Source organism: Stenotrophomonas maltophilia group sp. SKK55, assembly GCF_057179845.1.
In genome coordinates, this window is record NZ_JBXUHP010000002.1 from 75,571 (window position 1) to 96,738 (window position 21,168).

The window sequence follows — 21,168 nt, forward strand, 5'->3', positions numbered from 1 at the left end:
AGTATCAGTAAACACATCGGCTTGGCAGGAGCGCGCGCAGCAACGGCGAGCTCGCCCCTCTCGGACGAGCTGGCCCTCGCTTTTTAGCTGCGAAGAAAGTTAGAGACCTGCGGCGCGTAGCAAGGCTGACATCGACGTGCCCAGACCATCAGCCACGCGCTCCAAGGTAGCGAGAGTGACGTTCTTTTCGCCACGTTCGATCTTGCTGTAGTAGGCGCGGTGCATTTCGATGTGGTCAGCAAAGACTTCCTGGCTGACACCCAGAGCAATACGATGCGCGCGGATCACATCTGCAAGTTTCGCTTGATTCGTATGCTCGACCATACGAAGCAGCTTGTGGTCCCGGTACTTTAAAGACTACGCCTCTAAAGGTAGTCTACTTATAAGTACTAATTGCCCATCTCATGAACTTTTACCTCGTATGTCCGGAACTGGAGTTCACGCTTGAGGTTCCCTTCTCGCCCATGGGCAGGGAGCAAGTTGCAATGCAGGTGCGTCGGATGCAGGAGGAGGAAGGGCAAGCCAGGGGCTTCGAATGCCGCTTGGCAGAAGAGCTGTCAAAGCTCATCCCGCAACTCACAGATTGGGACATCAAGCCACCCACGGGTGCACAGATGGCGTACGCGACTTCGCTCTGCGCGCAGTTGGGTATTCAACTGCCTGCAGCAACACGTCGATCGCGTGCATTGATGCAAACCTTCTTGGCCGAAGCCAAAGCGCTCCACGGCCAACGTAGCTGACAAAGACTGCACAAGCCGAAGTTGTGGATAAGTTTGGGTAAAACTTTCTCGCCAGATTACCCAATGGCCTACAGCTAGCTGAATTCCAGGGTGTTGCGGTGGTTGTGGTTAGCAATAATACTAACAACCTAATCTTCCCAAGTTGTTGCCATGGAACAGGATGCTCGAAAGGCCCAAGTTCCCCTCAAAGGTAGAGGGGCAGCATCGCGTGTCGCGAGCCGTTTCGATACCACTGCAACAGTGGGAATCGACGATGGCTGGGAATCGGTCTACCAGGAGATGGAAGACGCGCCGCAGTTGAGAACTCAGGTACAGGAAGAGCGAGCGCGAACGGTGATCAGCCGCAACACATCCCCCGACGTTGGCTTCAGCGCGTCGGTAAATCCGTACCGCGGCTGCGAGCATGGGTGCGTTTACTGCTTTGCCCGCCCCTCCCATTCCTACTTGAGCCTTTCACCGGGCTTGGACTTCGAGACGCGCCTATTTGCAAAGACGAATGCCCCGGAGCGGCTCAGAGCGGAAATTAGCAAGTCGAACTACAAGTGCGCCCCAATTGCTCTGGGAATAAACACAGACGGCTATCAGCCGATTGAAAGGAACTACCAAATTACACGCCAATGCCTTGAGGTGCTTGCTGATGCCAAGCATCCGGTGAGCTTCGTCACCAAGAGCGCGCTGATCACCAAGGACATCGAACTGCTGGCGTCGATGGCCAAGGACAGGTTGGTTACGGTCTACTTCTCGGTCACTACGCTCGACAGGAAGCTATCGGCAAAGCTGGAACCGCGAGCTGCCGCTCCCCACGCCAGGCTGCGAGCAATGAATCAGCTGCACGATGCAGGGGTCCCGGTTGGGGTTCTGATCGCGCCTGTCATACCCATGATCACGGACCATGACCTAGAAGCTATCCTTCAGGCCGCTCACGAACACGGTGCCCGGGCCGCTGGCTACGTGCTTCTCCGGTTACCTAACGAGATCAAAGAGATCTGGAGAGAATGGCTCGAGCTGCACTACCCTGATCGGGCCGCGCACGTGCTTAGCTTGATGCGACAGATGCATGGCGGGAAGGAGTACGACGCCAGCTTCGGCACCAGAATGTCCGGAACTGGACCGGTGGCGGACTTGATCCGTAAGCGATTTGAAAAAAAGTATCGTGAGCTCGGTTTCACAAGGCTGCCTGCACTAGCCACTCATCTGTTTCAACCTCCCCAGGAGAAGTCGCCACAAGGTCAACTTTTCTAACCAGACGGAAAGCGTGGTAGCAGCAGTTACGAGCGAAGGATCCAGTCGGAGCGGTGCTTACAGGGACAAGGAGTAACAGGCTCCCGAGTGCTGATACCATCTCCCCGAAACTGAACTAGCCCTTCCTGCGTAGTAAGCTCAGACGGCTCTCTAAACGTATTTGGTTATCCCGCTTCCTCATGACAAGGACTAGCGTATGCCCAAGCAAGTGAGAGGTTTATCAGTCTACCGAAGTACGATTGAGCGATTGCCACAATTTCGTCTCCTTAGCAGCCCACTCACAGAGGACCAGGCGGCGATGCTGGGATTTGACGGCGTTCCGCTAGCGGGTGCTTCCATTGTGCCAAGCGCCGAAGGACCCGCGACGTTCTTCAATGCCCGGGGCAAAGAGATCGTCAGAAAGGACCTTCCGATGATCACCAAGTCTCGATCGATCAACACGTCGTGGAAGGACTGGCACGGGCAAACCCACCACGGCACTCAGACGAGATCTTACGAAACCTATCCCCGGGAACACATTGCACCACCTGGTGAATTCCTCACCGCCGTGGAGACAGACGGTGGTATCGCAATGGCTACGAGGATCATTGATCGGACGGAGCCAGAAGAGAGCATTGCAAATCTCCTCAACCTCTACCTGGAATGCTTCCCACACTTTGAAATCGTTGACCCGAACCTTGCGGTGCCAGTCAGGGTCGAGAAGGTCAACTGGCGCATTCTTCCTCCTGGGAAGTTCCCGTTCGATCGAGCGATGCAGGTGCTGGATAACTATCTGGAGCAGCTTACCGAAAGCGATCGCGCAGCCGCTAGACAGCGCATCCGGACCATCACTCGTCACGAGCCAGACTTTATGGCAGTAGGACTAGGCGGTTTCAGTGAGTACATCGTCTTCGGGTTCACGCGAAAGAGTCGGTACGTGTTCGAGAGCCCGGAGACAGGCAACGCCACCTACATCTTCAGGAACGAATGGGAGGAGGTGTCTCAGCTCACCAAGCGCCAGATCCTCCAAGAGCAGCTACAGGAGGCCCGGATTATCCACACCTCTCGTTGGGCTATAGAAGTCTCAGAAGCAATCCAGCGGAAGTGAGTGGTCGCGGAATGCTCCAGGATGCGTAAACCGAACCAGCATAATTCGCTCTACGCAGTAGGCAGTCACCTAACGACACGATTACTCTGGGTCGAAAGATCCCAACAGGAACTCCTTATGAAGCCAACCATCCTGGCGTTGGACCTCGAAGGTACGCTCATCTCGAACGCAGTCAGTCAGATCCCTCGCCCAGGCCTATATAGGTTCCTTGAGGATGTCCGATCTCAGTTCGAGGAACTTGTGCTGTTCACCACGGTTCCCGAAGCACTCGCCCGAAGCATTGCGGGACTGCTGGCTACGGAAGGCAGTGTACCGGTATGGTTTTCCGGACTTCGCTACATCCATTGGTCTGGAAAGACAAAGGATCTCTCCTATGTCTCCCCCCACTTGGGCGACGCCCTTCTGCTGGATGACCACGGCCCATACGTGCATGACGGCCAAGAGAGCCTATGGGTTGAGATACCGTTGTTTGGCTCTCCGTACTCGGCGGACGACGACGGGTTGCAGATCGCAACTGCACGCCTGACTGATCGCATCATGCAACTGGAGAGTGCATTCAACCCGGCCCGCAGGACCGAAGGCTAGCTTCAATGACAGCGTCGTCTCGATGGCGCTTCGCAAGAGCACACATGTACGGATGGTTCTCTTCCAAAAATGGAACAGATACGGACCACCATGCGAACAAGCCTCAAGTAGGTCTTCCATAGGGTTCGTCTTGGAGACGCCGGAGACGGCAATCGAGAGGCCGCTCTCAGTGGAGGTGCTGCAGGCCTTCTACGGCACCCCTATCTGCGCCGTCAGAAACTAATGTGGAAGCGCCGCACGCACACGTCGTTCCAGCCGATACGATTCGCCGAAGGATGCGCAGTAGCAGGCGCGTCGTCTCCGATCTGCTCATGCCAACTCACTGCCAGCGCGCTTCGGTAGCCATAGACCGCGTGCTATCGACTGCAGGGTCAAGCGGACCCCCAAGTTGGTAGCGAAAGCGAAAATCTCGAGTCCGCGATGACCGAATCCGCTGGGCTTTTGCGCACTTCGCCCCCGCTAAAGTTTGGGCTGTCCTTCACATCAAGCGTACCAGAAGGCTCACGATCAGGCGTAAACCACTGAATCAATGACAGTAAAAAACAGATCTGATTCTCATTCCATTTGTTAATGTACCGTAAGGCTCACGCGCCAGAAAATTTTTCGCGTACCTGATAGCTTTCGGCGCCATGGCCTACGACGTCGAAATCTGCACCGCGCATGCGATCACTTCACCAGCGACGGTGACAACGGGTGAGCAAGGCGTGCCCTTGCCCGAGGGCTTCTGCTTTCTAATCAGCAGGTCGGACGGATCACTCGTTCAGCCTGCTTTTGAGTTCTTTGCAGATTCTCATCTCACCATTGACCGGAATCCAAAGCTTGCATGCAGCAAGAATACGACGGCAGCAATAGCGGCTGACCTCACCGACTTCCATCACTTTTTGGACGCAAGGAAAAAGCGCGTCTCGGATGTAGACGAGCAGCTCCTCAAAGCCTACGCGGACACATTGACGGACCTGGACTCCGCGGTGACCCTCGAGAAATTTGCCGCCGCGACCATCCACCGAAGATGGTCGACCGTGACTAAGCTAGTCGCCTTCTGTGTGAAACGGGGCTATCTAAGGAAGCCGCCAGCGCTGCTGAGCAAGCAGACAAAGCGAGGAACTGTTCAAGTTCTCGATGTTGACGTGAATCTGCCCGGGCTGAACGACGCTGACGAGCTCATTACTGCGCTGCATCCCGAGACGGTCGTAGGCGTTCTCGACGAACTAGGCCCTAAACCCGTGGTCGAAAGAAACGGTCTCGTTGAACTGGCGCTCGCGACCACGGCGCAGCGATTGATGGCTGAGCTGTGCTACCACGCCGGGTTGAGGCGGTCTGAAGTGTGCGATCTGCATGCGATCACCGTCCTTAAGACGCGCACCGAAGGGCGCGATCCGCTTTCCGCAGTTGCCATCCCAGTGGTCGGAAAGGGCAACAAGAAGCGCAATGTTCCCGTACCAGTTTGGCTCCTAGAGGCGCTGAAATGCTATGCCAAGGGTACTCGGCAGGCCCTCATTGACCTCCGACTGCGGTACCGCAAGCTGGAGGATCACGGCGCACTATTCGTTCTCGACGTAAACGACCGCAGGCATGCGGGTAGTCCGATAACTCCCCAGACGTTCGATCGCCATTTCGCTCTCGCCAAAGACAGGTTGCTTAAGCGCCTTTCCAAAGAGCCCGACCTGGCGCGCTATGAATCAACGCAGCGAGAGCGGATAACCATCCACGCGCTTCGGCACACATTCGCCCTGTACACGTACATGGAGAAGCGCGCAAACGGCGACATGGATGCGATCAAGTATGTTCAGTCAGTACTAGGGCACAGCCTCAGGGAGACGACCGAGTCCATCTACCTGAGAAGCGCGAATGCCTTCGAGAGCGAAATCAGGGAGTCCATCAGGCTGCACATTGAAGGTCAATCGTTTATGCAACTAGGCGTAGCGGGCGGATCGGCTTGAGCGCAGAGTTCCCCCGTTAATGGACGAGCATGACCTCACACGCAAACGACCAACCCACGCAGAGAGAATCGAATACGGAGGAGAGCAAAACGTGGCAGGAAGAAGGACCGCTCAACTCCGGCACGCCTTGGGAGATGAGGACAAGGTCAGCGCAACGAAGAAATGGGATGTACGCGAGACCGCTGATCGCCTGGAAGCGGCGTTCAGACGCGCCGGCGACCAACGCGACAACATCGTCAACCTCAGCCGGTGGAAGAGCATAGGTGCAGCCGCACCGATCTTCGCCGAAGCGTTCTGCAGAGCCCACAAAAATAGCAGAGAGACAAGTAGATCCTCTTCAGCTAACAACATGGTGAGTGGCCTGGGGCAGTACCTAGCCGCAACAAGAGTGGAGATAAACGGTCCAGATGACGTTCCGATGGACCTGGGCGAATCGTTTCTAACCTATCTGAAAGGAAAGGATGCCACGCACCCGATCACGCTCGCGGTGCAGACACAGCGTCACTACTACGGGACCTTCAAGAAGGTCGTCCTTGCGCTGCACGAGATGGACCCATGCTGGCAGGTGATCCGTATTCCCACAAAGCCGTTCGCAGGCCTGCCACGTAAGAGCAATCCTAAAGAGCTTGACCGTGCGGCTTGGGCCAACGTCATGAAGGCCGCTGTTGAAGAATGCATCTCTACAATGGATGAAGTATGGCCGCTTCTGGACAGGGTACACAGTGCTATTGCTAAGAAGAGTAAGGGCGACGCTGTATCGCTAAGCGACCCGGCGGAGGCAATTGCGCAGATCCTGGCAAACTTTGACGGTCACTTTCCTCGCCAAGCGGAGGTTCGCCAGCTCCCTGGGGTAGGAAAGATCAGTGAAAGTGAGTACTTCCGCCTGAGGAGGCTTGCGCACCCCATCGGTGGTGATCTCATCCCATTCTTCCTGGTACTGGCCATGCACTCGGGGTTCAACGAGCAGCCACTTAGAACACTCACTCTGGATGGCATATCTGAGCACTACCCGCTTGGACGGAAACGTACGGTGATCAAGTCATCCAAGCACAGGGCTGGGGAGAGCGATCAGGGGGCACCACAGCGAGCGGCCTTCCCCGCCAGCGATCACCCGCTAGCCCCGGAAAGATTGATACGTTTCGTCATAGCTTGGACCAGACGAATCAGAGACTACGCTGATGGCGAGCTTGCCAATGACTTCTTCCTGCACGCAGTATCCGAAGGTGGGCGCCACAAGCGCCGAGGAATGCTCATCGATTCCTACTCATGCAGAACCGACGATGTAAACACGCGCGTGACCGGTTACATCACGCTGTTCTGCAAACGAAGGGGGCTCAAGTACTCCGGCTCACGCGCAAATAGGCTTGCGTTCTCTGAAGTGGTTGATGGACTGACCGACGGCGACGCCTTCGAGCTCCGAGCAATGCTGGGCCATCGGCTGCTGTCAACTGGTCAAGACAGCTATCAGACAACCACGATGCAGCGTCGGCAAAAGGAACAGATGGCAGGAGCCATGGCGGCCCAGGAGCGCTGGGTGACTTCAAATGGAAATATTGATACGCGCTCAACCCGGAGTGACCGTGAGCATACGGCAGCCACGCAGGGCTTCTGCTGCGCAGATCCATTCCAAAGTCCGCAACCGGGTCAGCGCCCGGGCAAACTCTGCACCAGCTATGGAGCTTGCCCTGCGTGCCCGCTCGCAGTAGCTGACTCAAACGAAGCCTACGCGCTCGCCCGCTTCCTTCAACTGCAGGAGCTATACGAAGAAGCTAGGGCAGAGCTTGGCAGCGAGATATGGCGGCGAAAGTTCGAGAACGCTTACCTAGCGATCCGCGACTCATGGATTCCCGCTGTGAGCACAAATGCGAATCGACAAGCAGCGGCGATGATCATGCTGACGTCGCTCCCCACACTTGAATAGTTCGGACCGCAGCGTTAGCAGAGCGTCCACTCTAGAGGTAAGGCTATGCCTGCAGTAAGAAAGATCAGATCAGCGCAGGCGGCAACCCTGCACCCTTCATTCCAGGTGGACTATGACAGTAATGTCTGGACGTTCGCTCAAACCACTGTCGGCCAACAGAGGGAGTTCGTCACCGTTGATTGGGCAATCCCGGTTGCGCGCGGGGAATTACTCACAGACTACAAACACAGGGGACTGCTGGATGAACTGAAGTGCTACCTCAAGACCTCCATCGTCGATGACACGGTACGCATGACGGTTGGATCTATTCCTTCTACCTACATGGGCGTGAGGGAGCTGGTGAAGTTCATGGGGGAGCGGGAAATCCGCACGCTTTTCGACATATCCACAGCTGTGAGTTGGGAGTATGTCGAAGGTCTCGAAGAGCAATACATCATGGCCGGAGGTGATGTCGGTCGAGATAGAGCGTGGACGCATTCCACTGCCTACAAGCTTATTCACCCACTTACACAGATCTACGAGCTCGCGGACAGCTTGCGCGCCAGAGGTGGACAAGCACCCTGCGAAGCACCGTTTGATGGAAGAAAAACCTATGACGTTGTGACCGGGCCGCTTGGGCTCGCTCGAACGGGTGGATTGCTGCCTATCCCGGACGAGATCTCGGTGCCAATCCTCACCTACGCATATGAATGGATCGAACACGGCTCGGAAGATGTGATCAGACTTCAGGCTGAGATCATCCCGATGCTCATCGACGCAAGGAGCGCGAAGGGACCAAGACGAATCATATGTCTTCGTGAGATCAAACGGCACATCGAGGAGTTCCAGATGAGTCCGATCCCTGGAACACTAACGCCTTGGCATGAGCCGCTGCTCGCAACGGATCGGATTGATGACGCTGGGGACGAGCGCGAAATTAGCGGAACTCAGGCCCTCAGACGCCTAATCCTGATGACTCAAAGCGCATGTAGTACGTTGCTGCAGGCATGCACTGGGATTCGAGCTCATGAGCTGATAGGCCTATCCTTGGACCACGATCCGACGCTGCAGCACGGTGTGATCAAGTCAGTGACTTCTCTAGACGGACTGATGGAGGTCTTCTCCATCTGCGGCATTTCAGCCAAAAGGGAAGCGACTCGCCATGAGTGGACAGCCGGACTGCGTCCGCTGGGTACAAAGCACATGCCGATTGTTCTGAAGTCCATCGAAGTGTTGGTTCGGCTAATGGAGCCTTGGAGAGCTCTTTCTGGCAGCAGCACGCTGATGCTCAGCTTCTCCCACGCCAAGTCCCTTCCATCCGGTGCTGATGGAGTTGGCCGAATGACAGCCAACCGAAACTCTCTCCTGCAGCGCGAGTTCGCCGTGGAGGCCCTCACTAAGAAGCGTGGAATCGAGATGACGCAAGCTATCTACGAGGTGAGATCCCTCCGCCCACAGCGATGGAGGATCACCTTTGCGCACTACGTCTTCCGATCCAAGCCGGAGCTTATGCCTGCACTTCGGACACACTTCCGTCACATGAGCGAGCAGATCACGGATCAAGGGTACATCGGCAACGACGCAGCGCTGCTCGAGAATCTGGAAGGAGAGAGAGTCATGGAGACCTCCAGGTTCCTCGTTCAAATCACTCTTGGCAAGCCGATCGGGGGGGGACCGGCACAGCGGCTTCTCATGCAGCATGCCGAATCAATGGCCAAGGCACTGTCAGTGATGGACGGAGAAACACTGATTGATAAGGCCGTAGCATACGTGAAGCTCACCGACCTGCGGATATGGACAGGGACGTACGCGAGTTGTCTGATCGATATGGTGCCTGATCGCTCCAGCTGCAATCCACACGCAAGCCTGCTCACCGTCCGCGCCTCGCCAGACTTCGGCGTACGATCGCCCGGCCTGTGTGCGGGGTGCAAGTGCTGCATCATCCTCCCAGAGCATCGGGACTTCTGGGAGGATCGACTTCTGAAGAATCAGACCATTGTCCAAGCAGATCGGATCAACTCTAAAGACCAGCGATCAAAGATTGCCATGAGTCGTATCGTTCAGAGTCGAGCAGTTCTGAAGATGATATCTAAGGCTACCGGGGACGCCTCCGATCGTTCCGGCGGAAGTTGACGACATTGGCCGCTTCATCCCTGTTGGCACTTCTCTTCTGAAGCCGGGACACTGCGAGCTGAAGGGAAGCGTTGTGGATATTTGTCTTGTACACCAGAGCCTTCAACCTTGCATTCTCGGCTCTGAGCTTGGCGAGCTCTTCAGTCACTGAGCCGCGCTTCTCCTCCTCAGCTAGTTCTTGAATTTTGAGCCAGACATGCCCCAGTCGAGCGTGCCTTGATCCAAAGCTTCCTCTATTTACGCCCGCCTCCGCCGCGACCGAGGTTGGCGTGATGATCCGGTGACCTGCGGCCATCTTTGCTTTCAACAATTCATTGGTTGGGCGTCGCTTCACCAGACGGTCAAGAGCGGCCAACGCTTTGTCCTCTACTGAGTAGGGTCTGCTCATGCTGCTTTCCGATGATTCGTCGTAGCCAGTACATAGCCTACGCCACATGCGCCGCCGAATCAGCTGGGTGGAATCCGTCATCTCAGGGTTTGCTGAAAACAGCGACTACCAAACTCCAGAAGCTGATAAGGGTCGCGTTCGCTACTCTATCCTCGACGTTCTGTTTCGGCTTGTAGTAGGCATCCTCCAGGATCCTACGCAACTAGGTTCCCAATACACCATGTTCAGCACGTAGATGCTTTGATTGTCAGCTCTAACACAACAGGGAAGCGCTTACCGTGTCCATGAAGGGAAAGGTTGCATTAGTTACTGGCGGCCGCTCTGGCATTGGATTGACGATCGCACAAAGGTTCTCAGTAGACGGTGCTCGCGTCTTCACCGCCCTGCGTCGTGCAGACATCGTGTTTGAAGGCATTGAAGCGGATTTCTCGGATCCAGCCTCTGCGCAACGCGCCGTCTCAACCGTGACTGATTTGCTTCTCGCCCCTGAGGGCTATTGATTTTGGAGAGAGCAGGTGAGCAGGACAAGTATCTCCCATCCACTGCAGATTGCTACCTTGCCCGTCGGTACGAACGGCGGTGGGATCGGCGTCACCTTTGCACCAGGAAAGCATCAGGACGTTGCAATGACTGGGTCTTGGGCTCGGGACCTGGACGTCGATCTAGCTTCGATCGTCGCGTGGGGAGCACAGCATCTGATCACGTTGATTGAGCCGTGGGAGTTCGAGGAGCTGCAAATCACCTCTTTGGCGGAACGTGCCAGAGCGCACGGCTTGATGTGGCACGGCCTGCCAATTACGGATGGTGCGGTACCTGATGCGCGACTGCTTGAGCCATGGCGATCCCTAGGGCCACAGTTCGCGGCCAAGCTCTTGTCCGGAACCAGGATCGTGGTGCACTGCAAAGGCGGTTTGGGTCGGGCCGGCACAGTAGCGTCGATGCTCCTCATTGAAACAGGCTGCGCTTCAGACGGCATCGATGCAATTGCTAAAGTGCGCTCAGTGCGGCCCGGCGCGGTGGAGACAATGGAGCAGGAAGAATTCATCCTGAGCTGGTCTGGTCGCCCAGGCCAAAGCCTGAGCTAGCCGCAATGCACCGCGACCCGACACCAACTCCGCTTGGGAGGATATTCTGGCCAAGATGGCACCGTACCGATACATGATTGGCATGTGTCCCTGAAAGCATGCTTGCACCGAGCTGAGCCCAACCCGCGCTCTCAATACTGAGGAGCGGGAAGCCAGATAGGAACAAGATTGCTCGTCGCCAATCATCCAGCTTCGTCCCTAGAGTTTGCGAGACAGCCCGATCGCCCAATTTGATGTAACGCAGGGGATGCGCTATCCCTCGTGGAACCTGTGACGTTGCATAACGGCATTCAAGTCGTTGAACATCGCGTCGGTCACACCAAACTCACTGATATAGCGGCCGAGATGGCAGACATAGAAGGTATAGCTGCCCTTCTCGCTCAATGGTATGTACAGGATGCCCGCCCGCCTAATGTGCTTTGAGTACTCATCAAAGTGCGGATGTACGATCCTAAACTTTTTAGGATCACTGGGGTAATTCACCGGCACATAACCCTTGACCGGTGGGTCGACATGGACCTCCCTGTTTCTCTTGTACTCATTACAATCAGGGCAGCAGACGCACAGGTTGAGTGGCTCAAACATGTACCCTACGTACGTCGCCTTGGGAGCGATGTGCTCGACGGTAGAGCCCGCAGCCGACCTGACCGACAGGAGGTTCAGGCAATACGGACACACGAAGCGCTGTACGCGTCGGTAATGATCTCGCACATCGACACGAACCGGCTCAAGGCTGGCATCGGACCACTTCGTGTGATCGTACTGGGGGTGCGCACGTATGGCATCTATTCTATTGAGCGCATCCGCGCTAAAGACGACGGGTTCGTCAATCATGCCCGCTCCTCCTTGAGAAGCGCTGAGAGTGAGTCGATCAACGAGATAAGCTTGTCACTGGGGTCAAGCTTGTTGCGCACTTGGAAAAGCCATTCCATCTCCCCCTTCATTTCGCGGGTAAGCGGGCGACCAACGCGCACCTGGGCGATCAGGTTGAAGCACACCCTTGAGATGTACTCATTCATCATGCCAGGCGCGTCGAAGAGTTCCGCTAGCTGGAAGTCTGCAGAGCGGCGCTGGAACTGCGACGCAGGATAGAGCTTCCCCTTGCGCAGGTGATAGATGAAGGATCCGGGACCATTCAGCCTCGCGATGATTTGGGGGGAGTGCGTGGCGATCACAAACTGGCAGCCGCTATAAGGCGAAAAAGCAGACTGCAGGAGGGCCATGAAGCGCTCTTGCCATTCCGGATGGAGACTAATCTCGGGCTCGTCGATCAGAACCAGAGAGTTGTCTTGAATGTGCCCTGCGATACCTAGCATGAGTACAAGCAAGCACTGCTCGCCAGAACTTGCGCGCTTAAGGCTGAAAGGCGGGTGTCCAAGCTTCTCTACCTCAATATCCATCAATCGAAGCAAGTTATCGTCGAACAGCCGCAGATATGCCCCAAGGCGCTTACGCCCTAGCCGAGTGCCGCCAAGGGTCGCGACGTTGCTGCGAAAGTCCACCTCCAGACGCAATGCGCCAGGCGTATCCATCAAATCAGAAGCAATGTCGAGGTCTTTCAAGACTGCCGATAGACCATCGGTGGCCTCAATAATGGACGCGACGCGGCGATCGAAGCTGTACCTAAATTGCCCAGACCTGAAGGATGACTTTTCGACGCTATGACGGTTCGATGAACCGTCCACCCTTGAACGTTCAAACTGAGGCTTCAGTACAAAGGTGAACACTGGAGAGAAATTCAGCGATTCCAGGACACCTAGTAGGTTCAAGCTAGGCGGGGTCTCAGCCAGCTTCGATAGCAATCCCCGAGCTGCGGAGGACAGCAGCGACACGGCTGATGATGAGCCGTAAATGCCCTCTCCACGCATCCCAACGTAGCGGTAGTTCTTCTGCGCCTTTGCACTCCGCCTTGGCGGCGCTGGAAACTTGTCGAAGGGACTCGTTGAAGCCGCAACGACCACAGGATGTGGGGGATGACTAAATTGCCCAGTGCCGATTGGGCCGTAATACTCGCTAATCCGAAGCCGCGCAATATCCGACAACAGCCGGCTTTTTCCAACTCCGTTCTCTCCCACAACAACTGTATATGTGTTATCCCTTGGGCTGACTTTAGCCTCGTCTACCAGACGCACCAGCTGACCATCATGGTAGATATTGATCACTCGTTCCATTGGAGGCTCTCCCTGTCTATAGGAAGAATGTTGGCAGATACTGGTTAGCTATCCAAGGTCATGGTCCCTGCGGCCTAGGACGCTCCCATTCCGGCGATGGGAGATCTCGGCAGAGAAGTGCAGGGCCTTCCTGGCCCAGAGCTAGCGCCACCCATCGCCGCTCCTTGACCGATCTCCCCACGGAAGGCTGACAGGTAAGATCCGGGCTGACACCGAACGCTTGGGCCGTGCCCTTAGGCCCAAAAGCTCGTGCGCCCTACCTAAATGTGCCTTCGGGAAGGCATAATCTGGCGGGAGAGGTAAATATCAACCGCCTGCCAATCTAGTTGACCGGGGAGAAGGAAGTGTCTGCAAAAGGAGGACTGCTGAGATGGCTCGGAGCCTTCATAGCTTTCGATATGGCGCTGCTAACCTACGTCTTGATTCCCGATTGGCGTTGGGGTGCTGCCGACCCGAAGATGATCATAGGTGGGCTAACGACAGTACTTTCCCCTCCAATGCTCTACATGATGACCTCAATTCTCTCGCCAGACATGAAGGCTGCACTCGTCTTCTGGAGAACCAAGCATCACTTGCCTGGCTATTCGGCATTCTCCAGGCACCTAAGAGAAGACTCGAGAATAGACGGTGAAGCAGTTGCGGCGCGGCGGGGTCCTCTTCCGTCAGACCCGGATGAACAGCAGCGCCTGTGGTACAAAATTTACCGCGACCATCGCAATGACGAGGCAGTTCTTGATGCCAATCGTCGCTTTCTCACTTTTCGGGATCTGGCAGTAGTGTCACTCCCGGTTACCGTGGTGGCCCCCATCGCGCTCACGTTCTTCGATCTCGGCTTCGCACGAGGCCCCGTGGCCGCAATCTTCTGCCTGCAATACCTTGGCGCAAGTGTCGTCGCGCGCGTAGCGGGCGTACGTCTGGTTCGAACTGTTCTGGCGATAGAGGGCGCGCAGCCAGGTTCCGCTGCTCCCGGTTCGGCATGACTGGCCCTTTACTAGAAATCCGGCCGCACAATTGAGGGAAGGTAGGCAGCTAGTTCGGTGCGGTTTGCAAGGACAATCTGCTGCGATCTTGCCGCTTCGTTCTCTTGTTCTTTAAGACCCAAGCGTGCCAACAAGTAATAGCCCATTGCTTGTCTGCACTTCAGCTTCAATTTGCCTTCTGACATGCCGTAGTCAAGTTCAATCACTCGCCGCGCGCCCTCCGAGAGAGCAGGGTTTGGTGCTATCTCAATATCGATCACGCGGTTCCATTGTACGTCGCCACTGATCGTGGCTTGAGCGTCTCCAGATGGCTTCGCCAGCAAGATTCGCGCAAAGAGGAAGTCACGGTAGTCGTTGCGCAAGTGACAGTAGGCTCGGATGTGCCATCGGAATCCGTCGTAGGCCAATGCCAAGGGTGAGACGCACCTTACATCTGGCTCAGCACGTGCCATGGTCTGGTAGGTGATCTCCAGAGCTCTGCCGGACTGAATTGCAGACAAGGTCTCCCGTAGTAGCGAGACATCGACCCGGCGGCTAGGGAAGCTCACGATCTCTGAAGGCGGCGGGTTACCCAAGAAGCTCAAATCGGGACTCAGCAAGCCGGTAGTGATCGCATGCAGTTCCGCCAGATAGCGGGCGCTCGATCCTTCGGTGAAGATCGGCGCATATGTCGGCATCGCCACATAGGCACGCTCCTTGGCGTCGTACTTCGCATTCAGCGGGGCGCGTGCGGCGTATTCAGCAAAGTCCAGAGTCGCCTGAGGGGGTGAGATCTTGAAGAACTCCACTAGGTCAGAACGATTGACCTTACCTGCCCACAAGAGCCGAGAGTCAATGAATTCTAGCCGGCGTGCCTGACCCCAGCGCTCTTTGCGGGCGGACACATCCTTTAAGTCATTGAATTTGTTAGGCATGTGAGAATCTTCCAAAAATATCCACTACTTTTTATGACCTCATAGTTTTTCGTAGTATAGTGCGTCTGAAGGCCACGGGGTGGTCAACACGATGAGGCGCAACTCGAATGAGCAACATCACGTTCTTCCCGGTCGACTGCGGTGACATGACCCTGATCCGCCTCGCGGATGCTGCGGTCAGTTCTATCCTTATTGACGTTAACATCCGCGCGGCGGCGGACGATGCTGACGACACTTCTGTACGTGATGTGGCTTCGGACCTGCGGGGCAGGCTGCAGCGGGATGGATTTGGCCGGCCCTATGTCGACGTCTTCATGTTGAGTCACCCTGATCAAGACCATTGTCTCGGTCTGGCCCGTCACTTCTACCTGGGCCCAATCGAGAACTATCCTGATGACAACAAGGCGGACAACGACAAGCGGATAGTCATCCGGGAAATCTGGTCGTCTCCGTTGGTTTTCCGCCGTCGTTCAAAGGACCATGTTCTCTGCGACGACGCATTGGCTTTTAATCGCGAGGCTAAGCGGCGGGTAACGCAGTTCCGCCATGGTCTAGGGAACAAGGACGGCGAGCGCGTACTTCTGATGGGTGAGGACGTTGACGGCAAGACGGATGATCTCGCCCCGATCGTCATCCAGCCTGGTACTACCTTCAACCGTATCAATGGGGCTAGTAGCTCCTACTTTGAGGCAACGCTGCTCGCGCCAATCCTCTGCGATGACCCGGACATTGTTGAGGAGCTGAAGAAGAACAATTCCAGCATCGTCATCAACTTCGCCTTGGACTCTGTCGAGGCCGGACGGCCGCGCTGCAAATTCTTGTCTGGCGGTGATGCGGAAGTTTACGTATGGGAGCTTCTCTGGGCTGAGTATGGCAAGAGTGGAGAGCTGCAGTACGACCTTCTTCAGGCACCGCACCATTGCTCGTGGCATTCGCTGTCATGGGATAGCTGGTCCGAAAAGGGCGAAAAGGCCCAAGTGTCACCTGAAGCGCGAGCTGCCCTAGGTCAGGCGAAGACAGGTGCCGTGATTGTGGCTAGCTCAAAGCGGATCCTGGATGACAAGAATGATCCGCCGTGTATTCGCGCTAAGACGGAGTACGAGAGCATCCTGGCTACTGTGGGCGGAAAATTCATGTGCACCGGAGAGTATCCGCACCATTGGGAGCAGGCTCCGCTGGATCTCCAGGTTTCATTCGGAGGTGTCCGAGTCAGGAAGGCAGGCGCAGGCTCTTCTACGGTAGCGGCACTGGCTGCCGCGCCGCGCGCGGGCAGCCCTCAGTGACTTCAGATTTTCTCGACTGGGGGGTCAGCATCCCCAAAGATGAGCCTGATCCATTCCGCGATGGCCGCATGCGGGCCCTCCTCAGGGCCTGCAATGCACACGCGGATATCAATGTTGTGGAGCTGAGACGGCTTGAACACCCATTCGTTGCAGAGATCATAGTGGCCGATGTTGGTGATGGCGCCGTGTCCCCTGGGAACGACGCAGGGATTCACCGCATCGAACGAATTGCACTTCTCTACCGAACTGGTGCCCGATTCCCATTCGAAGCTCGACCTCTCAGGAAGAGCTTCCCGAGAGCGCTGCATCAGTACTCTACGGGTGACCAAGGACCGCCGTCGCTCTGCATTATGGAGGGAGACTGGGAGCTTGCGGAACACAGGTTCACGCCAGAAGCGCTACTCGAGACCCTTCTAGCTTGGCTGGAAAAGACGGCAGATGGGACGATTCATGGGGCCGACCGCGGCTTGGAACCCGTCTTCTACAGCCTTGGGCAGTGCCTAATGCTTCCGCCGGACTTTGCGGAGGCTTTGAGCGATCCGTCCAAGGAGCTCGCTTTTGTGGACGCGTGGGAGTGGGAACGCGGAGTGACATATCGCACGCGCATTGTCGCGTCTGCTTCTCCGGCACGGGCGCCGCATCGCATACTCATCATGGATGCCGCCCCAATCGCGCACCTGCCACTCTCCTCGCCGCCGTCATCGCTTGGCAGCCTTGAAGAGCTGCTTGTAGCTAAGGGAAGCTCGCTGATGCCGGGACTGGCCAAATCAGTTCAAGAGGCTTTCCGGCGATGCTGCAACGCCAACATCCAGCCGGGTCAGGGGCGAATCATCTTGATCGTTCGTCTTCCGCGGCTACGAGACGGTGAAGTGGTGAGCATCGACTCGATGGGCTTCAGAATCGACTGTGACCTGGTCGCGCTAGGATTAAAAATACAGGCACTTGGCCGGTACGGAGAGAACGATACAGTCCAGCCAGTCCTTATACTTGGAGAAGGACCGAGGTGGCCAGAGAAGGGTTGGCAAGATATCGAAGTGCTGCACATCGACGTCAGCCGCAGTCTGGATCGAGACGAGGCGAAGCGATGGTCGGGAATTGAAGACGGTGAGTTCCGCGGCGTAATTGCAGGAGTGGGCGCCCTGGGAAGTGCCCTTATCGATATATGGTCACGCTCCGCATGGGGTCACTGGGACTACATCGATCCCGACGTTCTAGCTCAGCACAACGTCGTCCGGCATGTCGGCACCCAAGATCAGGTTGGGTTGCCAAAAGTCGAAGTAGCCAAACGCCATGCGCGGCGGACGCTCGGGTTTGCCGACCCAGATGTGAAAGCGTTGCAGAACCGGGCCTCGGACCTTGATACAGAGCCGGTACATGCGTGCCTGAAGCGTGGCGATCTCCTCATCGATGCATCAACAACCATCCAGGTAACTAGGTCGTGGTCTGGAGCGGACCTACCTCGAGGTATGGCAACCTTCTTGACGCCGTCGGGAGATGGCTGCGTGCTTCTTGCTGAGGACAGCTCGCGGGAAATCAGAGGCGCATCGCTTGAGGCCCAGTACTACAGGGCGATCATCCAGCAAGATTGGGGAGCAGTGCACCTCGAAGCAAAGGGTCGCCCACTTCGAAGTGGGGCGGGCTGTCGCGATGTCTCTGTAGTCCTAGGCTACGACCAGGTGTTGCGAAGTGCATCATTACTTGCAGGGCAGATCAGGAATAGGTCAATGCTTTCCGGTGCAAGTATCGATGTATGGGAGTCTTCGAGCGACGGCAGCATTCGTCACATTGAGGTGGCAGCCAGACGAACCTTTTCGAAAAAGGTAGGAGACTGGGAGATTATCTGGGACGAAGGTCTCTGCGAACAACTCCTAGGGGAACGAGCCAACTCGCTTCCACTCGAAACCGGAGGAATCCTTCTGGGCGTCGTCGATTTCAAGCTCAACACAATCCATCTCGTGGACGGCCGTTCCGCACCAAAGGACAGTGTGTCAACTGAGGCGGACTTCCAGTGCGGTAGCTGCGGCGTGCAGGAAGACATTACTGAGGCCCAGCGTCGAACAGCCGGTATGGTGCTTTGGATAGGTGCTTGGCACTCGCATCCCCAGGGTGTGAAGGCAGTTCCAAGCATCCAGGATCAGGAACTTCTGTCACATCTCTGCACAAGGCTGGGTGCGCACGGACTACCAGCGGTGATGCTCATAGCGGGCGAGAACGGCATCGACGTTTTCCTGCAAGCGAAAGGGAGTTAGCTCGCTTAACACGCAGACGAGTTGCCGAGCGGTTTGATGGCGCAGGCGGGACTTGCTGGCTTCGCCTCTGCGCACATGGGGTGGCCGCTTGGCGTGAGCGGATACATCTCCAGTTCCGATATGACCTGGTGCTGGCGGCCTTCCGTCAGCGCCCCATCAGTGATCAGGGGAGCAGTTGGAGTCTGCACTGGGCATCTGAACTGGAGAGCCCGCTCTTCGTCTAAGGCCATCACCCCGGGGTGGTAATGATTGATCAAGCAGCTCTGGACGGCTGATATGCTCGGGTCCTGATAGATGTCGAATGGCAGCTTCTGGCCGGAAGCGGACATCAGGATCGCTGCTCCACTGGCTGTGCATAGCTCAGCCTTGAGGCGCTGCCGCGCTCTGGTCCTGCTCCACGCGCCGGCCAAGCTCGCCTTTGCCTTGCTGCCGCTTCTGGCCGAAAAGACTGTCGATTGATGCGCCCAGCCGCTAGGCGGCCTCCGCTACCAGGCGGCCGTACTCAACGATCTGCTGGATCGCCTCGATCTTGAACTCATGGTGCACCGATTCATGCCCACGACCACCTCTGCCTAAGCCATAGTTTATGGCTTCGATATTTCCGCAGAATCCGGCGGGATTGCAAATCGCTCAGAGGGATGCAGAAATCAGAATACTCCAGCGGGAGGTGCTTGACCTCGGCGTTAAGTGGAGGCGTTGCAGGACGATGGAAATGCTGTCGGTCGCCGGGCTGAATAATGGGACTTAGCGAGACGCAAGGCTCTCGCTAGAGTGGCCGGGATCGTTCTGTATTACCCGACCCCGGCCCAAAGGGGCGCTATTTCCGCAGGCGATCGAAATGCTCGTCACCTATCACAGGTGCGAACTGAGACTCCTGCTTCAATAGCATAACCGAGTGCTCGCAGTCAGAAAGGTTAATGTAGCTCTCCGAGCTCACCGCAATGATTCTTCCATTCTTTGCCGTGAACCGCCATCGCCACTGTCCCGCAACGTCCTTGTATACATAGAAGTAAGAAACCTCTGCCATTGCGTATTTATCCCCCTTCGTTCGCCAATGTATGGCCGGCCGGCGTTAGGCTGGTCGGCCTCCCTGGAGGCAGACTGCGATCCTCGTGTCGGAAGACAGTGAGTCTGCGTCTCCTGTCTTCGATCTTAGGTTTGCCGAGTCTACTGAACAAGTGGTTAGGGGCTGGGATGCGGGCAAGCGATTGTCAAATTGGCCGGATCAGCTCGGAGTCGTGTGCCGCCTCTAGCCGGAGACGCTCGGCCACGCGCATAGGGCCCTTTTCTGGATCCTCGCATACGCGATCGATCTCGGGTTTGGTGGGAGCATGAGCGTGTGGTATCACGGAGAGGGTTAGGGCGTGCCGTAACGTCGGTGTGATACGACACAAAAGCACCAAAAGTAGCATCGACGCCGGATTGGGCCGCCAGAACTTGCCCAGCACGGCTGCTTTTCCGGGGACCAGCCTGTTGAATGGGTGTAGGATTTTTCCTATTCCAAGTTGAAACCGGATTGGCGACACTTCGCGCAATGCCGCTCTAAGCGGTCCATTCCTGGTTGGCCCATTCAGGGGAAAAACATGCCAGCTTTTGCGGTCGGAGATCGGGTATACGTTCCGTGCCTTCTTGTGCCCGACCTTGAGGATCAGGACACCGCGCTTTACAGGACAAAGATTTCATCCATCAACGCTAGGTCTGCAACTGTAGAGGTACCACGTGGTGCTGTTTCAGGGCCCATTGGAGTAGGCCGGCTCCACTCGGATGTGGGCATTCTCATCATCAATATCGGCGACTTCGTTAGCGAGGCCGCGTTACTTGACCCACTCGCGAAGTCAGTGCTTCAGTTTTGCCGCCTGCTCGTTCCAGACGACCAGGTTATCGCGGTGAAAGTCCGAAGCGTTGCTGAGTTGAAAGCGTTCTGGATCAAGAACCATAGAGCTTACACGCACGTTATCCTCATCGGGCATGGAAACAGGGACTGTATTGGCTTTGGCGTGGATGGTGACGTCAATCTTCCAACATAAGATGATGCCCTAAAGGATCGTGGTGCCAAGCCAAAATCATTTATCTCTCTCTGTTGCAAAACAGGTTATGCAGATTTCGGAAAGACCTTTTCGCGGTTCACCATCTGTAAAACCTTTGCAGCGCCGTTCCACTCGGTTCATGGCGCGACAGCCTCTCAGTTTTGCCAAACCATGCTCACTTGGATGCTAGTTGAGGGGAGGACCACCAAAGCTGCCTTCAGGAGCGCGCGCAACTCGGTTCCGGGCGGCGTCAGCTTTCGCCTATGGCAGAATGGTGAGTTGTCGGCGGGCAGGTGATTCGCCCCAATGGCTGTAGACAGCAACTTCCAATCTGAATGTCCGCTTTTGGCCGATAGCGGACATAGGCCCCGCGGCGAATGTCCACCTCTTCTTTGGCGATTCGGTCAGAGCTCAATTCAATCTGATCAACTGCCTACCAGCTTG

General features: G+C 56.3%; 19 protein-coding genes and 1 pseudogene. 13 read left to right on the forward strand and 7 right to left on the reverse strand.

The genetic code is table 11. The features are described 5' to 3' along the window. Positions 1-99 precede the first annotated feature (99 nt). On the reverse strand, positions 100-324 hold the full coding sequence (locus AC2A1N_RS01375) for a helix-turn-helix domain-containing protein (protein WP_049412847.1): 225 nt from the start codon (positions 322-324) through the stop codon (positions 100-102). 80 nt (positions 325-404) lie between these two features. On the opposite strand from AC2A1N_RS01375, the gene AC2A1N_RS01380 reads away from it, so the two are divergent. The 7 genes from AC2A1N_RS01380 to AC2A1N_RS01410 all read left to right on the forward strand — a co-directional run bounded on the left by AC2A1N_RS01380 (position 405) and on the right by AC2A1N_RS01410 (position 9,627). After that, positions 405-740, forward strand: coding sequence for a hypothetical protein (locus AC2A1N_RS01380; protein ID WP_049412845.1), 336 nt, complete (start codon positions 405-407; stop codon positions 738-740). Positions 741-890: 150 nt separating this feature from the next. Next, entirely contained in the window at positions 891-1,982 is a 1,092-nt protein-coding gene (locus tag AC2A1N_RS01385) for a PA0069 family radical SAM protein (RefSeq protein WP_100441006.1), read from the forward strand. A 298-nt stretch (positions 1,983-2,280) separates the two neighbouring features. Beyond that, positions 2,281-3,069 (forward strand): hypothetical protein, encoded by a 789-nt coding sequence (locus AC2A1N_RS01390; RefSeq protein ID WP_239502809.1) that lies wholly within the window; start codon positions 2,281-2,283, stop codon positions 3,067-3,069. 117 nt (positions 3,070-3,186) lie between these two features. Continuing rightward, the gene (locus tag AC2A1N_RS01395) at positions 3,187-3,654 is read left to right on the forward strand and encodes an NIF family HAD-type phosphatase (protein ID WP_100441008.1); all 468 of its coding nucleotides are present in this window, start codon (positions 3,187-3,189) and stop codon (positions 3,652-3,654) included. A gap of 629 nt (positions 3,655-4,283) precedes the next feature. After that, on the forward strand, positions 4,284-5,594 hold the full coding sequence (locus AC2A1N_RS01400; protein ID WP_100441009.1) for a tyrosine-type recombinase/integrase: 1,311 nt from the start codon (positions 4,284-4,286) through the stop codon (positions 5,592-5,594). A gap of 19 nt (positions 5,595-5,613) precedes the next feature. Then, on the forward strand, positions 5,614-7,515 hold the full coding sequence (locus AC2A1N_RS01405; protein ID WP_224119314.1) for a hypothetical protein: 1,902 nt from the start codon (positions 5,614-5,616) through the stop codon (positions 7,513-7,515). 45 nt (positions 7,516-7,560) lie between these two features. Next, positions 7,561-9,627 (forward strand): integrase, encoded by a 2,067-nt coding sequence (locus AC2A1N_RS01410; protein ID WP_100441010.1) that lies wholly within the window; start codon positions 7,561-7,563, stop codon positions 9,625-9,627. On the opposite strand, the gene AC2A1N_RS01415 is transcribed toward AC2A1N_RS01410, so the two are convergent. Continuing rightward, positions 9,590-10,015 carry a hypothetical protein gene (locus AC2A1N_RS01415; protein ID WP_157804509.1) on the reverse strand — a complete coding sequence of 142 codons (426 nt, stop codon included), beginning with the start codon at positions 10,013-10,015 and terminating at the stop codon, positions 9,590-9,592. The genes AC2A1N_RS01410 and AC2A1N_RS01415 overlap by 38 nt on opposite strands. Before the next feature lie 284 nt (positions 10,016-10,299). Here AC2A1N_RS01415 and AC2A1N_RS01420 point away from each other — a divergent pair, with 284 nt between their 5' ends. Both AC2A1N_RS01420 and AC2A1N_RS01425 read left to right on the forward strand, forming a co-directional pair. Next, on the forward strand, positions 10,300-10,515 hold the full coding sequence (locus AC2A1N_RS01420; protein ID WP_484371324.1) for an SDR family NAD(P)-dependent oxidoreductase: 216 nt from the start codon (positions 10,300-10,302) through the stop codon (positions 10,513-10,515). Between the two features lie 15 nt (positions 10,516-10,530). Continuing rightward, complete coding sequence (locus AC2A1N_RS01425) at positions 10,531-11,100, forward strand: cyclin-dependent kinase inhibitor 3 family protein (protein ID WP_100441012.1); 570 nt, start codon at positions 10,531-10,533, stop codon at positions 11,098-11,100. 252 nt (positions 11,101-11,352) lie between these two features. Here AC2A1N_RS01425 and AC2A1N_RS01430 read toward each other — a convergent pair whose 3' ends face one another. Beyond that, a complete protein-coding gene (locus AC2A1N_RS01430; protein ID WP_100441013.1) occupies positions 11,353-11,934 on the reverse strand; it encodes an HNH endonuclease in 582 nt (193 codons plus the stop codon). Further along, entirely contained in the window at positions 11,931-13,271 is a 1,341-nt protein-coding gene (locus AC2A1N_RS01435; RefSeq protein ID WP_484371318.1) for an AAA family ATPase, read from the reverse strand. The genes AC2A1N_RS01430 and AC2A1N_RS01435 overlap by 4 nt, the downstream gene beginning before the upstream one ends. 344 nt (positions 13,272-13,615) lie before the next feature. Between AC2A1N_RS01435 and AC2A1N_RS01440 the strand changes: the two genes are divergently transcribed. Next, positions 13,616-14,251 (forward strand): hypothetical protein, encoded by a 636-nt coding sequence (locus AC2A1N_RS01440; protein WP_154329108.1) that lies wholly within the window; start codon positions 13,616-13,618, stop codon positions 14,249-14,251. Positions 14,252-14,262: 11 nt separating this feature from the next. On the opposite strand, the gene AC2A1N_RS01445 is transcribed toward AC2A1N_RS01440, so the two are convergent. Beyond that, the gene (locus AC2A1N_RS01445; RefSeq protein ID WP_100441028.1) at positions 14,263-15,165 is read right to left on the reverse strand and encodes a helix-turn-helix transcriptional regulator; all 903 of its coding nucleotides are present in this window, start codon (positions 15,163-15,165) and stop codon (positions 14,263-14,265) included. Positions 15,166-15,272: 107 nt separating this feature from the next. Between AC2A1N_RS01445 and AC2A1N_RS01450 the strand changes: the two genes are divergently transcribed. Beyond that, entirely contained in the window at positions 15,273-16,448 is a 1,176-nt protein-coding gene (locus tag AC2A1N_RS01450; RefSeq protein WP_180895277.1) for an anti-phage 6A-MBL system MBL-fold protein, read from the forward strand. Between the two features lie 68 nt (positions 16,449-16,516). Next, positions 16,517-18,697, forward strand: coding sequence for a ThiF family adenylyltransferase (locus tag AC2A1N_RS01455; protein WP_484371321.1), 2,181 nt, complete (start codon positions 16,517-16,519; stop codon positions 18,695-18,697). Positions 18,698-19,075: 378 nt separating this feature from the next. Here AC2A1N_RS01455 and AC2A1N_RS01460 read toward each other — a convergent pair. After that, positions 19,076-19,243, reverse strand: a pseudogene (locus AC2A1N_RS01460) (transposase); the annotation flags it as partial. A gap of 271 nt (positions 19,244-19,514) precedes the next feature. After that, positions 19,515-19,724 (reverse strand): YegP family protein, encoded by a 210-nt coding sequence (locus AC2A1N_RS01465; RefSeq protein ID WP_100441031.1) that lies wholly within the window; start codon positions 19,722-19,724, stop codon positions 19,515-19,517. 556 nt (positions 19,725-20,280) lie between these two features. On the opposite strand from AC2A1N_RS01465, the gene AC2A1N_RS01470 reads away from it, so the two are divergent. Continuing rightward, entirely contained in the window at positions 20,281-20,724 is a 444-nt protein-coding gene (locus AC2A1N_RS01470; protein WP_157804514.1) for a hypothetical protein, read from the forward strand. The last annotated feature ends 444 nt before the right edge of the window (positions 20,725-21,168 follow it).

Coding starts and splice junctions, on each gene's coding strand:
- AC2A1N_RS01465 (WP_100441031.1), bottom strand. CDS start 19,724: ATGGCAGAGGTTTCTTACTTCTATGTATACAAGGACGTTGCGGGACAG.
- AC2A1N_RS01435 (WP_484371318.1), bottom strand. CDS start 13,271: ATGGAACGAGTGATCAATATCTACCATGATGGTCAGCTGGTGCGTCTG.
- AC2A1N_RS01455 (WP_484371321.1), top strand. CDS start 16,517: ATGCGGGCCCTCCTCAGGGCCTGCAATGCACACGCGGATATCAATGTT.
- AC2A1N_RS01430 (WP_100441013.1), bottom strand. CDS start 11,934: ATGATTGACGAACCCGTCGTCTTTAGCGCGGATGCGCTCAATAGAATA.
- AC2A1N_RS01420 (WP_484371324.1), top strand. CDS start 10,300: ATGAAGGGAAAGGTTGCATTAGTTACTGGCGGCCGCTCTGGCATTGGA.
- AC2A1N_RS01375 (WP_049412847.1), bottom strand. CDS start 324: ATGGTCGAGCATACGAATCAAGCGAAACTTGCAGATGTGATCCGCGCG.
- AC2A1N_RS01390 (WP_239502809.1), top strand. CDS start 2,281: ATGCTGGGATTTGACGGCGTTCCGCTAGCGGGTGCTTCCATTGTGCCA.
- AC2A1N_RS01445 (WP_100441028.1), bottom strand. CDS start 15,165: ATGCCTAACAAATTCAATGACTTAAAGGATGTGTCCGCCCGCAAAGAG.
- AC2A1N_RS01400 (WP_100441009.1), top strand. CDS start 4,284: ATGGCCTACGACGTCGAAATCTGCACCGCGCATGCGATCACTTCACCA.
- AC2A1N_RS01395 (WP_100441008.1), top strand. CDS start 3,187: ATGAAGCCAACCATCCTGGCGTTGGACCTCGAAGGTACGCTCATCTCG.
- AC2A1N_RS01410 (WP_100441010.1), top strand. CDS start 7,561: ATGCCTGCAGTAAGAAAGATCAGATCAGCGCAGGCGGCAACCCTGCAC.
- AC2A1N_RS01405 (WP_224119314.1), top strand. CDS start 5,614: ATGGACGAGCATGACCTCACACGCAAACGACCAACCCACGCAGAGAGA.
- AC2A1N_RS01470 (WP_157804514.1), top strand. CDS start 20,281: ATGCCAGCTTTTGCGGTCGGAGATCGGGTATACGTTCCGTGCCTTCTT.
- AC2A1N_RS01385 (WP_100441006.1), top strand. CDS start 891: ATGGAACAGGATGCTCGAAAGGCCCAAGTTCCCCTCAAAGGTAGAGGG.
- AC2A1N_RS01415 (WP_157804509.1), bottom strand. CDS start 10,015: ATGAGCAGACCCTACTCAGTAGAGGACAAAGCGTTGGCCGCTCTTGAC.
- AC2A1N_RS01380 (WP_049412845.1), top strand. CDS start 405: ATGAACTTTTACCTCGTATGTCCGGAACTGGAGTTCACGCTTGAGGTT.
- AC2A1N_RS01450 (WP_180895277.1), top strand. CDS start 15,273: ATGAGCAACATCACGTTCTTCCCGGTCGACTGCGGTGACATGACCCTG.